Source organism: Clostridium sp. TJA032, from assembly GCF_058310275.1.
In genome coordinates, this window is sequence record NZ_JBZEFB010000001.1 from 793,057 (window position 1) to 806,185 (window position 13,129).

15 protein-coding genes are annotated in these 13,129 nt (G+C 26.0%); 4 read left to right on the forward strand and 11 right to left on the reverse strand.

Features of this window, described 5'->3' with window-relative positions; genetic code table 11:
- Nucleotides 1–110 precede the first annotated feature (110 nt).
- Nucleotides 111–1,397 (reverse strand): aminotransferase class V-fold PLP-dependent enzyme, encoded by a 1,287-nt coding sequence (locus AC4FRL_RS03585; RefSeq protein ID WP_491138792.1) that lies wholly within the window; start codon nucleotides 1,395–1,397, stop codon nucleotides 111–113.
- Between the two features lie 162 nt (nucleotides 1,398–1,559).
- Between AC4FRL_RS03585 and abc-f the strand changes: the two genes are divergently transcribed.
- Complete coding sequence (gene abc-f / locus AC4FRL_RS03590; protein WP_491138794.1) at nucleotides 1,560–3,491, forward strand: ribosomal protection-like ABC-F family protein; 1,932 nt, start codon at nucleotides 1,560–1,562, stop codon at nucleotides 3,489–3,491.
- Between the two features lie 53 nt (nucleotides 3,492–3,544).
- On the opposite strand, the gene AC4FRL_RS03595 is transcribed toward abc-f, so the two are convergent.
- From AC4FRL_RS03595 to AC4FRL_RS03605, 3 genes are all read right to left on the reverse strand, one after another.
- Nucleotides 3,545–4,009, reverse strand: coding sequence for a dUTP diphosphatase (locus AC4FRL_RS03595; protein WP_491138796.1), 465 nt, complete (start codon nucleotides 4,007–4,009; stop codon nucleotides 3,545–3,547).
- Nucleotides 4,010–4,129: 120 nt separating this feature from the next.
- Nucleotides 4,130–4,690: a hypothetical protein gene (locus AC4FRL_RS03600; protein ID WP_491138798.1), complete on the reverse strand. Its 561-nt coding sequence runs from the start codon at nucleotides 4,688–4,690 to the stop codon at nucleotides 4,130–4,132.
- 79 nt (nucleotides 4,691–4,769) lie between these two features.
- Complete coding sequence (locus AC4FRL_RS03605; protein ID WP_491138800.1) at nucleotides 4,770–5,324, reverse strand: DUF1836 domain-containing protein; 555 nt, start codon at nucleotides 5,322–5,324, stop codon at nucleotides 4,770–4,772.
- A 233-nt stretch (nucleotides 5,325–5,557) separates the two neighbouring features.
- Here AC4FRL_RS03605 and trhA point away from each other — a divergent pair, with 233 nt between their 5' ends.
- Nucleotides 5,558–6,205: a PAQR family membrane homeostasis protein TrhA gene (trhA, locus tag AC4FRL_RS03610; RefSeq protein ID WP_491138801.1), complete on the forward strand. Its 648-nt coding sequence runs from the start codon at nucleotides 5,558–5,560 to the stop codon at nucleotides 6,203–6,205.
- 39 nt (nucleotides 6,206–6,244) lie between these two features.
- Here the strand turns inward: trhA and AC4FRL_RS03615 are convergent, their stop codons facing one another.
- Both AC4FRL_RS03615 and AC4FRL_RS03620 read right to left on the reverse strand, forming a co-directional pair.
- Nucleotides 6,245–7,129 carry a LysR family transcriptional regulator gene (locus tag AC4FRL_RS03615; RefSeq protein WP_491138803.1) on the reverse strand — a complete coding sequence of 295 codons (885 nt, stop codon included), beginning with the start codon at nucleotides 7,127–7,129 and terminating at the stop codon, nucleotides 6,245–6,247.
- Nucleotides 7,130–7,140: 11 nt separating this feature from the next.
- The gene (locus AC4FRL_RS03620) at nucleotides 7,141–7,425 is read right to left on the reverse strand and encodes a hypothetical protein (RefSeq protein WP_491138804.1); all 285 of its coding nucleotides are present in this window, start codon (nucleotides 7,423–7,425) and stop codon (nucleotides 7,141–7,143) included.
- Between the two features lie 192 nt (nucleotides 7,426–7,617).
- On the opposite strand from AC4FRL_RS03620, the gene AC4FRL_RS03625 reads away from it, so the two are divergent.
- Entirely contained in the window at nucleotides 7,618–8,322 is a 705-nt protein-coding gene (locus tag AC4FRL_RS03625) for a polysaccharide deacetylase family protein (protein WP_491138806.1), read from the forward strand.
- A gap of 20 nt (nucleotides 8,323–8,342) precedes the next feature.
- On the opposite strand, the gene AC4FRL_RS03630 is transcribed toward AC4FRL_RS03625, so the two are convergent.
- Together AC4FRL_RS03630 and AC4FRL_RS03635 are read right to left on the reverse strand one after the other, a co-directional pair.
- On the reverse strand, nucleotides 8,343–8,873 hold the full coding sequence (locus AC4FRL_RS03630) for a hypothetical protein (protein WP_491138808.1): 531 nt from the start codon (nucleotides 8,871–8,873) through the stop codon (nucleotides 8,343–8,345).
- A gap of 82 nt (nucleotides 8,874–8,955) precedes the next feature.
- Entirely contained in the window at nucleotides 8,956–9,591 is a 636-nt protein-coding gene (locus tag AC4FRL_RS03635; protein WP_491138809.1) for a hypothetical protein, read from the reverse strand.
- 219 nt (nucleotides 9,592–9,810) lie between these two features.
- Here AC4FRL_RS03635 and AC4FRL_RS03640 point away from each other — a divergent pair, with 219 nt between their 5' ends.
- Nucleotides 9,811–11,466: a SulP family inorganic anion transporter gene (locus AC4FRL_RS03640; protein WP_491138810.1), complete on the forward strand. Its 1,656-nt coding sequence runs from the start codon at nucleotides 9,811–9,813 to the stop codon at nucleotides 11,464–11,466.
- Between the two features lie 36 nt (nucleotides 11,467–11,502).
- Here the strand turns inward: AC4FRL_RS03640 and AC4FRL_RS03645 are convergent, their stop codons facing one another.
- From AC4FRL_RS03645 to AC4FRL_RS03655, 3 genes are all read right to left on the reverse strand, one after another.
- Entirely contained in the window at nucleotides 11,503–11,649 is a 147-nt protein-coding gene (locus AC4FRL_RS03645; protein WP_491138811.1) for a hypothetical protein, read from the reverse strand.
- Nucleotides 11,650–11,718: 69 nt separating this feature from the next.
- Complete coding sequence (locus tag AC4FRL_RS03650; RefSeq protein WP_491138812.1) at nucleotides 11,719–12,684, reverse strand: carbohydrate kinase family protein; 966 nt, start codon at nucleotides 12,682–12,684, stop codon at nucleotides 11,719–11,721.
- Between the two features lie 39 nt (nucleotides 12,685–12,723).
- Nucleotides 12,724–12,918 carry a DUF4250 domain-containing protein gene (locus tag AC4FRL_RS03655; protein ID WP_491138814.1) on the reverse strand — a complete coding sequence of 65 codons (195 nt, stop codon included), beginning with the start codon at nucleotides 12,916–12,918 and terminating at the stop codon, nucleotides 12,724–12,726.
- Nucleotides 12,919–13,129: the final 211 nt, after the last annotated feature.

Sequence of the window (13,129 nt, forward strand, 5' to 3'; positions counted from 1 at the left end):
CTTTTATATTTATTATATAATAAATATTAAAAAAATTTTATTATTATTTTTTTAATAAAAATAATAAGCTTCTAAAAAATTAACTTTTAGAAGCTTATTCATATAAAATTTTATAAAGTTAATTTTTTTCCCTTTAATAAGTCTACATAATTTAAAAAATCATAAACTTCTTCCTGAGTATTATATATGCCAAAGCTTACTCTTAACATTCCTGGTCTTTCTTTATTTGTATATGCATACTTTAAAAAGTCATTTTCTTTAATTTTCAACAATCTTCTAACATAAGGATGAGCACAAAAACTTCCATTTCTAATTGATATTCCTCTAAATTTAGCTAATCTTTTTGCCATTTCTTCATGCTGTACTCCCTCTACATTAAATACAACTAATCCTATTCTATCCTTTAAATTAGAATCACCATAAATTGTTATTTTATTAATGTCCTTAAGTCCTTTTATTAATAAATATTTAAGTTCTTCTTCCCCTTTAACTATTTTTTCAAAACCTATTCTCTTTATAATTTTAAGAGAAGATAAAAGAGCACAAAGTCCTATTATATTTGGTGTTCCAGCTTCAAATCTTTCAGGAATAGTATCTAAAAAAACTTTATTATCTGATACTAAATCAACAGATCCTCCCCCTCTTAATAAAGGACTCTTATCCTCTATTAATTCTTTTAAAGCAATAACAACTCCAATTCCAAAGGGTGCATATATTTTATGAGATGAAAAAACTAAAAAGTCTATATAATCCTCTTCTTCATTGCCTTCAATATTTATTTCTCTATGTGCTACTAACTGAGCAGCATCTACAATTATTTTAATACCATTTTTATGAGCTAATTTTGCTATTTCATTTATTGGATTTAAATATCCTGTTACATTAGAGGCACCTGTTATTGTTAAGTATTTTATTTTTTCTCCATAAATTTCTATTAATTCTTCTATTTTTTCCTTTTTTAATCTTCCATACTCATCTACCTCTACATATAAGGTATTGCTATACTCTCTCCAAGGCAAATCATTTGCATGATGCTCCATTCTTGTTGTTATTACATAATTTTCTTTACATCCTAAGGCCTTCCCTAAAAGATTTAATCCTTCAGTTGCATTTTTAACATATAAAACAGTATACTTCTCTTTATTTTTAATATTAAAAAAGTCTAATATTTTTCCTCTAGACCTTTCATAAAAATCATTACAAAAATTCTCTTTATAGCCAATTCCTCTTCCAACAGAACTATATAAATTTAACATATGCCCTATAGAACTTAAATTTTCTTTAAAAGAAGGTGTCGTAGCTGCATTATCAAAATTAATAGGAATAACCTTATTTCCATTAAAAAGTTCTATTTCTTTATCTATACCTATAAATAAATCTCTAAATTCATTTTTCATAAAACATCACTCCAATGATATATTTTATTCTTTTAATATACTTTAAGTGATTAAATATTATTATTTATAAGGGTTTATTTAATATTTGATTTGATGAAAAGGCTCATTATTAGTATAATTGTATGTGATTAATACTATAAATTTGATGATAGGAGTTTTAAAATGATTATTTTAAGCTGTAGACACTTAAGTAAAAGTTTTGGTATTGATGAGATTTTAAAAGATGTAACATTTAATATAAATGAAGGTGACAAGGTTGGCTTAATAGGACCAAATGGAGAGGGAAAGTCAACCTTATTTAAAATTCTTACCAAACAATTAGATTATGATAGTGGTGAATTATTTTTAGATAAAAATAAAACCTTAGGATATCTTTCTCAAAACTTATCTTTAGATAGCGAAAATACTATATATGATGAAATGCTATCTGTATTTTCCTCTTTAATAGAACTTGAAGATAAAATAAAAATCTTAGAAGAAAAACTTAATGAGCCTTATGACTCTTCAAATGAAGAATATCATAATAAACTTATAAAAGACTATACTTTATCTCAAGAACTTTATGAAAACAGAGGTGGTTATACCTTTAGAGGAGAAATTTCAAAAGTTCTTAAGGGCTTAGGATTTTTAGAAGAAGATTTTAATAATAAAATTATAACCCTTAGTGGTGGACAAAAAACTAGATTAGCCCTTTGTAAACTTCTTTTAAGAAAACCTGATTTACTACTTTTAGACGAACCTACAAACCATTTAGACTTAGAAGCTATAGAGTGGCTTGAAGAATATTTAAATTCTTATAAAGGAACTGTTTTTGTTATTTCCCATGATAGATTTTTCTTAGATTCTGTAACAAATGTAACCTTTGAACTTATAGGTGGAAAGGTTCATTGCTATAATGCAAGTTATACAAAATTTTTAGAACTTAGAAAAAAGGATATTGAAGCTAGATTAAAAGCTTATAATCTTCAACAAGCTGAAATAAAAAGACAAGAGGAAATTATAGAAAAATTCCGTTCATTTAATAGAGAAAAAAGTGTTCGTGCTGCTGAAAGTAGACAAAAAGCTTTAGATAAAATAGAAAGACTAGAAGCACCAGAAGTTATAAAAGAAGCTTCTAAAATAAGCTTTGAAACCTTAGTTAAAAGTGGAAATGATGTTTTACATATTGAAAACCTAAAAAAAAGTTATGATAGTCTTTTATTTGAACATGTAAACTTAGATTTAAAGCGTGGAGAAAAAGTTGCTTTAATTGGAGAAAATGGCAGAGGAAAAACAACTTTATTTAAAATAATAATGGGAATTATAAAACCTGATTCTGGTTCAGTAACTCTTGGAAAAAATGTATTTACAGGATACTATGACCAAGAACAATCTAATTTAGACCCTGACAAAACCATAATAGATGAAGTTTGGGATGATTTTCCTAATTTAACTACTACTGAAATTAGAAACTATCTTGCTTCCTTTTTGTTTACTGGAGATGATGTTTTTAAAAAAATCTCTCTATTAAGTGGTGGTGAAAAGTGTAAAATAAATCTTTTAAAACTTATGCTTTCTAAAGCTAATCTTCTTCTTTTAGACGAACCTACAAACCATTTAGATATTATGTCTAGAGAGGCCTTAGAAGATGCTATTTTAAGCTATGACGGTACATTAATTGTAATTTCTCATGATAGATATTTTTTAAATAAAGTAATTAATAAAATACTTGAATTAAAAGAAGAAGGAATTAAAACTTACTTAGGAAATTATAATTATTACATGCATAAAAAAGCTAATCCTAATAGATTTGAAGATATTGATGAGGAAATAAATAGTGGAAAGACAAAAACTCAAATAAAGGAAGAAAGAAAGAAAAGAAAAAATGCTGAAAAATCCGCAAGAGCTTTAAGAGCTAAACTTAGGGATGTTGAAAAACTAATTCCTAAAAAAGAAGAAGAACTTGAAAAACTTCAAGGTATGCTTTGTACTGAAGAAGTTTATTCTAATCCTTCTGAAAGTGTACGGGTTAACAAGGAAATAAACTCACTTCAAGAGGAAATAGATACACTTTATGCTACTTGGGAAGAACTTTCAGAAGCTCTTGAAGAATAAATAAAAAGTTAGTAAGAACTTTTCTCTTACTAACTTTTTACTTTTATAATAATTTATTTTTTCCCTGTACTTCCAAAACCACCACGGTCTTCATTTCCAAAGGATTCAACTTCTTCAAACTCTATACTTGGCATAACCTCCATAATTCTAAATTGTCCTATTTTATCACCTTTCTTTATAAGAGTCCCTTCTATATTTTTTCCTTCTTCAACCTTAACATCTTTTCCTTGAAGACAATAAACAGGCATATGCCATTGGTCATTATCTCCTATGTAAGTATCATCTACAACTCCAACTCCATTAGTTTGTATAATTCCCCAAGTTTTAAAAGTTGAACTTCTAGGGGCTAAATGTCCTTCCCATCCTTTTGGTAATTCTAAAGCAAAACCTAAAGGTATCATAGCTCTCTCTCCAACTCTTACAAATACCTCTTTATTTGCATAAACATCTATCCAGTTCCCTTTTCTTATTTTTTCTAATTTAGTTGCTCCATTAAAATATTTAATTCTAATTATCATATTAAATTCCTTTCTTTTGTCTTTAAAAACAAAATTAAATATAGACTATTATATAATTTTATCTATTAAAATTAAAGCCCACAGAAAATACTGTGAGCTTATAAACAATTTATTATTTAGTTATCTACAGCTTACTCCTTTATGACAATGACAATAAATAGGTGGTCTATTGCAATCTTCTTCTCTTTTTCTTAAACTATTTATAATTACTACCTTAGCATGCTTATTATTTTTAGAAATACAAACTTCATAGCATGGATAGTACTCAGGCTTTTCAAAATAACAAGGGTCTACTGGTTGTTTTATAGCATATAATCCATCATCTAAACATTTAAAAGAAACCTTTCCACAAGAATCTGTATATTTACAATCCACAAGTTCAAAGCCAGTATTACAATCTATTTTGTATAATTCAATTGGCATTCCACTTATTGGCTCTCCATCAGAACATCCTAATAAAGATTGTACTTCAATAGAACCTTTTTTAGGTATTGGCTTTTGTACTGGTCTTTTACAACATTCTCTATCTAAATTGCAATTAAAATCATTATTTACATGATGATGACCTTTATTATGATAATCACAATTATGATAATCATTATATCTTACATCTTCAAATAATTCTTCTAATTCCCTTGTATCTATACCTTTATTTTCAAAATTACATTCTCTACAATTCATAAATTACCCTCCTAGGTTTTATCATATGATTAATATATATTATGACTACTAAATATGAATTGTTACAAGATTACTTATTTTATTTATTGTCTAATATTTTTTCTGCTAACTTTTTGTATATATTAGCCTTATCTATAAGTATTGAGGAAAATAATAATTTTTTCTCATTATCTTTTAAATCTTCAAATTCTTTTTCTAAATTACTAAACTCTAAATCTACTTCTTTTTTAACTTCATCTAAGTTCTTTTCTTGCGATTTCAAATATATATTATATAAGTTTCTAATTTCTTCAGAAGTTATCTCGCCCTTATTATATTCATCAACAATTTCTCCTAAGGCTAATTTTATATCACTAAGGGCTAACACCCCTTTCATATTGTATATAAAACACATAAGTATAATATGCTCTTTACTATATTTTTTATTTTTTATATCCATTAATAATTTACCCTTAGCATAATTATTTATCATTGTTTTAGTTAATATTTTATCATCCTCAAATCTTTTATTATTTCCTAATTTACTTTCAAAAAGTTGAATAACTTGATCCATATATAAATCTATCTCTGGTATATCATCTAAGCTAATTTTGTTATCTAAGTTTAAACTTTCTAATAAATTATTTAAATCCATAAACTCACTTCACTTTCATTTATTTTATCATGTAGTTTTTAAAACTACATTTTGTTCTATATATACTATATTATAAGGAAATCAAAATAAATTCAAGATATTTGGTAATAATATATATATATTTTAAAAATTCTCCATAATTTGAAGGTTGAAATATTCCTATATTTAAATCATAATAATAACATCATAGTAAGTAGTTTTCAAAACTACTTGAAACTTGTCGGAGGTATGTTATGAAAAATACATTTTTTAGAGAACCTATAAACGGTTTTACTCACTTATTTGGAGCTATACTATCTATATTTGCTTTAATTTTATTAACTATTAAGGCCACTTATGTATATGGTATTGGTCTTCCACTTTTATCTGTCATATTATTTGGTTTTTCCTTAGTTCTTTTATATAGTACATCTGCAATATATCACTTAGTTAAAGCTAAGGATTCAACTATAGCTTTTTTAAGACGTTTAGACCATTCTATGATTTTTATACTTATTTGTGGAAGCTATATGCCTTATTGTCTTATTGGTCTTTATGGTAAAGCAAAGATTATTATAACTACTTTAATAATAGTACTTACAATTTTAGGTGTTCTTTTTAAAATGATATGGTTTAACTGTCCTAGAATAATTTCAACTCTTATGTATATAGGTATGGGTTGGATTTCCCTAGGTGCTATTCCCTTTTTTGATAACATACCAACCTTAGCCTTAGTTTGGTTAGCAATAGGAGGAGTTATTTACACCCTTGGTGGAATTATATATGCACTTAAACCAAAGTTTCTTGAATTTAAAAACTTTGGTTTCCATGAAATCTTTCATGTATTTATTTTATTAGGAAGTCTTTGTCATTTTATTTCAATATTCTTTTATCTTCTATAAAAACAGGGTAATACTAATTAATTAGTATTACCCTGTTTTTCATATATTTGAACTTTTTATTTTTTCTATAAAAGTTTCTAAGTTTTTAGAAATAAATTTATCTTTATGATATATTAAGTGAAGTTCTCTACTTATACTTACCCCATCTATTTTTATTTCTTTTACTAAGCCTTTATTAACCCTCTCTGAAATAGCCTTATAAGAAACACAAGCTATACCAAGACCTGTTTCAACAATTCTAACAATTGCCTCTGTATTACCAAGTTCCATGTAAACATTATAATTACACCCCTTATTCACAAGGTAGTTTTCTATAATTTCTCTTGTGCCACTTCCTGACTCTCTCATAATAAACTTTTCATCTTCTAAGTCTGTTAAGCTTATTTTTTCCTTTAAAAATATAGGGTTACTAGGATTTGCTATAAAGGCTAACTCATCTGTGCCTATATTTAATATTTCTAGTTCATCAGATTTTACATGCCCTTCTACTAGAGCAATGTCAACCTTATTTTCCATAATGAGTTCTTCTATTAGTTGAGTATTTTCTATTATTAAAGAGATTTCTATATTTTTATGTAATTCATTAAATTCCTTTATTAACTTTGGAAGTATATATATACCTAATGTTGTACTAGCACCTATTACTATTTTACCCTTTTGTCCTTCTTTATTACTTCTAATTGTATTGTTAGCTTCTTCATAAAGATTTAAAATTCTTCTGCTGTATTCAAAATAAACTTCTCCCTCATGGGTAAGATAAAGCCTTTTTCCTATTCTATCAAAAAGCTTAACATCTAAGTCACTCTCTAATTCTGCTATAGCTTGACTTATTGAAGGTTGACTTATATACATAGATTTTGCAACCTTAGTCATATTTAAGCATTTAGCTGTTTCAAAAAATATTTTTAACTTTCTAAAATTCATTTAATCAATCCTTACTTATCATCTTTTACTTCTTCAAAATCAACATCAATAACTGGTCCATCATCTTGCATGCTAGACTCAGATTTTTTTTCTTCCTTTGTGAAAGTGTAAGTATAAGCATCTCTTTTTACTTGCTTATTTTTTCTAAGATGTTTTCTTATAAACTTAAAGTATATCCATCCTACGAAGCCAAGTACTAAAACAACTAATAAAACATATGGTAATATCCAAATTGCAAAAGCGAATATAAGTATTGTAACAATTATTCCTATTAAAATTCTCAAATACTTTTCCATATATTATCACTCTCTTTATTTTTTTATTCTATTAATTATAACATAAACTTAAGAAAATAAGAACCAATTAAAGCTTAAATTTTATTAGGTAATAGTTATATTTAAAAATTTTTTTTGATTATATTTAATTTTTTTTTGAAAATACTAAATAATACAATAGAAATATAAATTAATCCTTATGGAGGTTATAAAATGAAAAAATTTTCTATACTATTAATTTCAATTATATGTATTTTTTCAAATCTATTTTTCAACTTTAATTATGTAAAATCAGCTCCTATAGAAGAAAAAAAGATTTTTTTAACCTTTGATGATGGACCAGCTGGTAAAGTTACAGAAGAAATTTTAAATATTTTAAAAGAAAATAATGTAAAAGCTACCTTCTTTTTAGTTGGAAATTTAATAGATAATAATAAAGATTTAGTTTTAAGAATGAAAAATGAAGGTCATTCTATAGGGCTTCACACTTTTACTCATATAAGAGAAAAAATATATAAAGATGATGAATCTTTCTTAAATGAAAATTTAAAAACTCAAGAAATAATAAAAAGTATAACAAAAGATAAGGTATATATCCTTAGATTTCCCTTTGGTTCTAATAATAGTACTTATAATTTAAAAGAAAGCTTAGTTTCTAAACTCCATTTAAAAGGCTTTAAAATATATGATTGGACTTTAGATAGCAAAGATTCTATAGACCCTAATATAAGTGAACATAATATAATTAAAAACTCTATTAATAACTCTAACAATATAGTTTTATTAATGCATTGTGGTTATTCAAATAAAAATACTCCAAAAGCACTTCCTTATATAATAAAATATTATAAGGAAAAAGGGTATTCCTTTGAAGTTATAAATGAAAACACTAAAGAAATTTACAAATTAAAAAAATAGGAAGGAGATTTCTCTCTTTCCTATTTTGTTCCTAAATTCAAAACTCCCTTAGCTAAAGAACTTCCTATATCTTTTGCAACTGAAGAAATTTCTAAATCCCTTTTTATGTTTAAATTTATTAAAATTGAAGTATTTTCAAAATAAATCAAGTTATAAACCTCTCCCTTTTTAACTCCTTTATTTTTATAATCAATCTTTTCAAAAAAATAGCCTATATTTTCTGCAAACTTAAGTCCTCTTCCATCACCTTCCTTAACAAAAGAGGTAACTTCATTATTATTTGAAAAGTTTAAATTTAAATTTATATGCAAAGAAGAATTTAATTTTTTTGCCTCGTCTTTAATTTTTTTTAACCCTTCTCCTCTAAAATAAAAAACTTCATTATAAGGCGTTAAATCTATAAGGTTTATATTATTTTTTTCAACTTCTTTTTTAAAATAAAAAATAATTTCCTTCCCTAATTCATCTCTTAAATAATCTTTTGTTCCTAGCTGTAAAATATTAAGCTTTCCTAAATCCAAAGTTATAATGGCTTCATTAGCTAAATACATATTATCCTCCTATGTTAAAAACTATACTTTATAATATGTTCTTTAAAGCTAAAATGCCATTACTATAAGAAAAGGTAATTTTCTATCTTTTTAATATAATTTTTTCTCCCCTTTCTCCTAAAACAAAATATAAATCAGGGTTTATTTCATAAATGAAATTCTTTATATATTCATTTCTAAAGTCATGAAAGTTACTAACATCTCCCCCTATAGAATTCCAAATTGCTTCATGCACATCCTTTCTTAGCTTCCAGGATAATTTTTCAGAGGAAGATGCTATTATTTCATTAAGTCTATCACAAGGCATTCCTTCTAATAAATAATTATTTAATGTCTTATAAAGGTCTAAAATATTATCTTTATCTACTTTTTCAAATACTTCTTTAGCATCCTTTTTTCCTTCTTTCTCATAAAGAGATAAAATATTCTTCTTTAAATTTTTATCTTTCTCTAATATTCTAGTTATATAATAAGCACTTCTTTTTTCAGCAGACTTTATTTTATCTTCTAACCACCCATGAATATTATCTTTATCTATTATTTCTTCTAAGGGCTTATTTGAAGTTTTTTCTCCAAAATTTAAATTACAATAATATATCCATTCTTTTATAGGCATATTACTTTTTTCTGCTAAATCTAAAATTCTTTCCTCCATGCTTTCAAAATGCTTTATTTTATTAAATAATAAAAAATGAATCTTTCCTAAAAATAAACTCATAATTTTTCACCTCTTTGTATAAATTATAAATAAATTATATAATTTATCTTCTTTAAATTCTGTAACATATGTTACCTTCAAGAAATTTTTTGTTAACTTTTTGTAAATAATGCGTTTTTATAAAGTAATAACGTTTCAAATCGTTATACGAAATTGTAAATATATCTTTTAAGTAATATAATAGAAATCGACTGTTTTATAAGGAGTTGATATATTTAAATGTACAAACCAAAGTTAATTTCTCTTTTAGAAGATAAAGAGAACGGATTTACAAAAGAACAAATTTTAAAAGATGTAATAGCAGGGATAATAGTTGCAATCATTGCCTTACCCTTATCTATTGCCTTAGGTATTTCTTCAGGTGTTTCTCCTGAAAAAGGACTAATAACTGCAATTATTGCTGGATTTATAATTTCACTTTTAGGTGGAAGTAGAGTTCAAATTGGTGGCCCAACTGGTGCTTTTGTTGTTATAGTATTTGGAATTATTCAAAAACATGGAATTAATGGATTAATAATCGCTACTTTTATGGCTGGTATTATTCTTGTCTTATTTGGCTTATTAAGATTTGGTAGCCTAATAAAGTACATTCCTTACCCAATAACTGTAGGTTTTACTTCAGGAATAGCTATAACTTTATTCTCAACACAGATTAAAGATTTTTTAGGCTTATCAATTAGTAAAACCCCCTCTGAATTTATACCTAAGTGGGAAACTTACATATCTAATATAGGTACAACTAATCTTTATACCTTAGGCATAGGAGTATTAGCTCTTATTATCTTAATACTGTGGCCTAAGATAAACAAAAAAATTCCTGGTTCTTTAGTTGCACTAATTATTACAACCTTAGTAGTATTTATATTTAAGTTGCCTGTTGCTACTATAGGAAGTCAATTTGGCTCTATAAGTTCAAATATTCCTATTCCAACCATACCTAATTTAAATATTAATACCTTAATTAATTTAATAGGCCCAGCCTTTACCATAGCTCTTTTAGGAGGAATTGAATCTTTATTATCTGCTGTTGTTTCAGATGGTATGATTGGAGATAAACATAACTCAAATGCAGAACTAATAGCTCAAGGAATAGCTAATATGTCCTCCTCATTATTTGGAGGAATACCTGCAACTGGAGCTATTGCTAGAACTGCAGCTAATGTAAAAAATGGTGGAAGAACCCCTGTAGCTGGAATGGTTCATGCAATAACTTTACTGCTTATAATGCTTTTATTTATGCCTCTTGCTAAATTTATTCCCTTAACAACCTTATCTGCAATACTAATAATAGTTTCTTATAATATGAGTGAATGGAGAACCTTTAAAGCTATGCTAAAGGCTCCTAAAAGTGATATAGCTATATTATTAACTACATTTTTCTTAACAGTTTTATTTGACTTAGTAATTGCTATAGGTATAGGCATGGTAGTTTCTATGTGTCTATTTATGAGAAGAGTTGCAACTTCTATAGAAGTTAATGAATTAAATGAAGAAGACTGTTCTTATAAATCTACTATAGATACTGACATGGAAAATTTAAAAGTTGGAGAAAATGTTTTAGTTTATGATATAAGAGGGCATTTATTTTTCGGTGCTGTAGATACTTTTATAAATACAATGAAGGAAATAAATGATGATGCAAAGGTTCTTGTTTTAAGAATGAGACATACTAAAACTTTAGATGTTACAGGATATAAGCAAATTAAAAATATAGCTTTAAGTTGTAAATCTCGTAATATTACCTTAATAATATCTGAATTACAAGAACAACCTAAGAAAGTTATGAGACTTATGGGATTTATTGATAAACTAGGAGAAGATAAATTCCCAAAAACCTTTAATGAAGCCTTAGAAAAAGCTAATTCTTTAGTATAAAAAAAGACACTAGTAAATTTTTACTAGTGTCTTTTTCTATTTATCTAGCTCTATGCTATCAAGTTCTATTACTTCCGTGTCTTTTTTATTTTTTTGACTTTTATCATATAATAGCGATGCAACAAAAGCACTTCCTGCTAAAGCTAATAACGCAAGTTTGCCTTTTTTAATTTTTTTATTCATAAAACCTCACCTCACCACATTTATATTTATGTAGTCTTAAAAAATTAATACTACACAGAAAATATAATTTTATTTATTTAAATCATATTTTTTCTCTTCCCAAATAGTTTTTTCTAATTTCTTCAAAACAGTTTCTAAAGACATATCAGGATGAATTGTTTCTTCATGAGATATTGTTATGTTAGACATAGTAATTGCAAATTTAACAATATCTTCAATATCCATTCCATTCATATATCCATATCCTAAACCAGCTACAAAAGAATCTCCTGCACCTGTAACATTTTTAACATCTACTTCTGTTGCTTTTATTTTACCACAAGATACACCATCATTGTAGAAAATTCCATCAGCATCTAAACTTATAAATACTTTTTTAATTCCTAAACCTAAGAAATAATTACTTGCCTTTATTAAATCCTCTGTATCTGTTATAGGGAATCCAGCTAATATTTCAGCCTCATGTCTATTTGGCTTTATTGTATGGAAATCTTTTATAAGATGCTTTACCCAACTTGCTTTTTCAGCAGATACAGGGTCTAAAATAAAATTAGTTTTATCTTTAAAGTTTTTTAATAAATACTCCATTATCTCTGGATTATCAGAATCTAAAACTGTATATTCAGCATTTTCAAAGATTTCTTTTTTAGAATCTATAAAATCAGTATTCATAGCTCCTATACTTTTCATATCTGCAATTGCAGAAACCATCTCACCATTTTCATCTAAAATAGCTAAATAAGTTGGAGTAGTCCCACCTTCTATAAGCATAGAATCATCCATGTGATAACCTATTTTTTTTGAATGCTCAACTATGCTTTTTCCATGTTCGTCATTGCCTAATATAGACATAAAATTAGTATTTACTCCTACTCTTGCCATATTCTCAGCAATATTTCTACAAACTCCTCCAAAAGATATTTTAACATGCCCTGGTGTTGAATTATATGGTCTATAACTTGCCTTACTAAAGCCAAAGACATCCACTACAGAAGCTCCAAATACCAATAAATATGGTTCTTTTCTTAAGTTCATTTATTTAATCCTCCCTATTTTAAAAACAATAAATTATAATTATTCAGCAACAAACTGATTAGTATCTTTATTATATATGTATCCACACTCTTTAAGTCTTTGTCCAATTATATCTTTTTCAAAACCTAAATCATCACACATACTATCTATATTACCATAATAATCTCTTAATTTTAAATTTATAATACTAAGTAACATATATGGATCCATCTCTTTATAGTTGCTAATATCCATTATAAAAATCTCTCCTTTAAAAAAGTGCTTTAATAATATTATATACAACTTATTTAACTTCTACAATTTTTTATTTAATTTATTATTATATTTTTATTTAATTTTTTATCACATTTTGATTAATTTGCATATTATATTATTAGGTTATAATTATTAACTTATATTAAGCTATTAAATAAACCTCCTGTTTTAATTATTTAATTATTATCAT

What these genes read in the sequence shown, in the direction of transcription:
- AC4FRL_RS03585 (WP_491138792.1), bottom strand. Translation starts at nt 1,397, where the DNA reads ATGAAAAATGAATTTAGAGATTTATTTATAGGTATAGATAAAGAAATA.
- AC4FRL_RS03615 (WP_491138803.1), bottom strand. Translation starts at nt 7,129, where the DNA reads ATGAATTTTAGAAAGTTAAAAATATTTTTTGAAACAGCTAAATGCTTA.
- AC4FRL_RS03650 (WP_491138812.1), bottom strand. Translation starts at nt 12,684, where the DNA reads ATGAACTTAAGAAAAGAACCATATTTATTGGTATTTGGAGCTTCTGTA.
- AC4FRL_RS03635 (WP_491138809.1), bottom strand. Translation starts at nt 9,591, where the DNA reads ATGAGTTTATTTTTAGGAAAGATTCATTTTTTATTATTTAATAAAATA.
- AC4FRL_RS03625 (WP_491138806.1), top strand. Translation starts at nt 7,618, where the DNA reads ATGAAAAAATTTTCTATACTATTAATTTCAATTATATGTATTTTTTCA.
- AC4FRL_RS03600 (WP_491138798.1), bottom strand. Translation starts at nt 4,690, where the DNA reads ATGAATTGTAGAGAATGTAATTTTGAAAATAAAGGTATAGATACAAGG.
- AC4FRL_RS03630 (WP_491138808.1), bottom strand. Translation starts at nt 8,873, where the DNA reads ATGTATTTAGCTAATGAAGCCATTATAACTTTGGATTTAGGAAAGCTT.
- abc-f (WP_491138794.1), top strand. Translation starts at nt 1,560, where the DNA reads ATGATTATTTTAAGCTGTAGACACTTAAGTAAAAGTTTTGGTATTGAT.
- AC4FRL_RS03605 (WP_491138800.1), bottom strand. Translation starts at nt 5,324, where the DNA reads ATGGATTTAAATAATTTATTAGAAAGTTTAAACTTAGATAACAAAATT.
- AC4FRL_RS03640 (WP_491138810.1), top strand. Translation starts at nt 9,811, where the DNA reads ATGTACAAACCAAAGTTAATTTCTCTTTTAGAAGATAAAGAGAACGGA.
- AC4FRL_RS03645 (WP_491138811.1), bottom strand. Translation starts at nt 11,649, where the DNA reads ATGAATAAAAAAATTAAAAAAGGCAAACTTGCGTTATTAGCTTTAGCA.
- AC4FRL_RS03620 (WP_491138804.1), bottom strand. Translation starts at nt 7,425, where the DNA reads ATGGAAAAGTATTTGAGAATTTTAATAGGAATAATTGTTACAATACTT.
- trhA (WP_491138801.1), top strand. Translation starts at nt 5,558, where the DNA reads ATGAAAAATACATTTTTTAGAGAACCTATAAACGGTTTTACTCACTTA.
- AC4FRL_RS03595 (WP_491138796.1), bottom strand. Translation starts at nt 4,009, where the DNA reads ATGATAATTAGAATTAAATATTTTAATGGAGCAACTAAATTAGAAAAA.
- AC4FRL_RS03655 (WP_491138814.1), bottom strand. Translation starts at nt 12,918, where the DNA reads ATGGATATTAGCAACTATAAAGAGATGGATCCATATATGTTACTTAGT.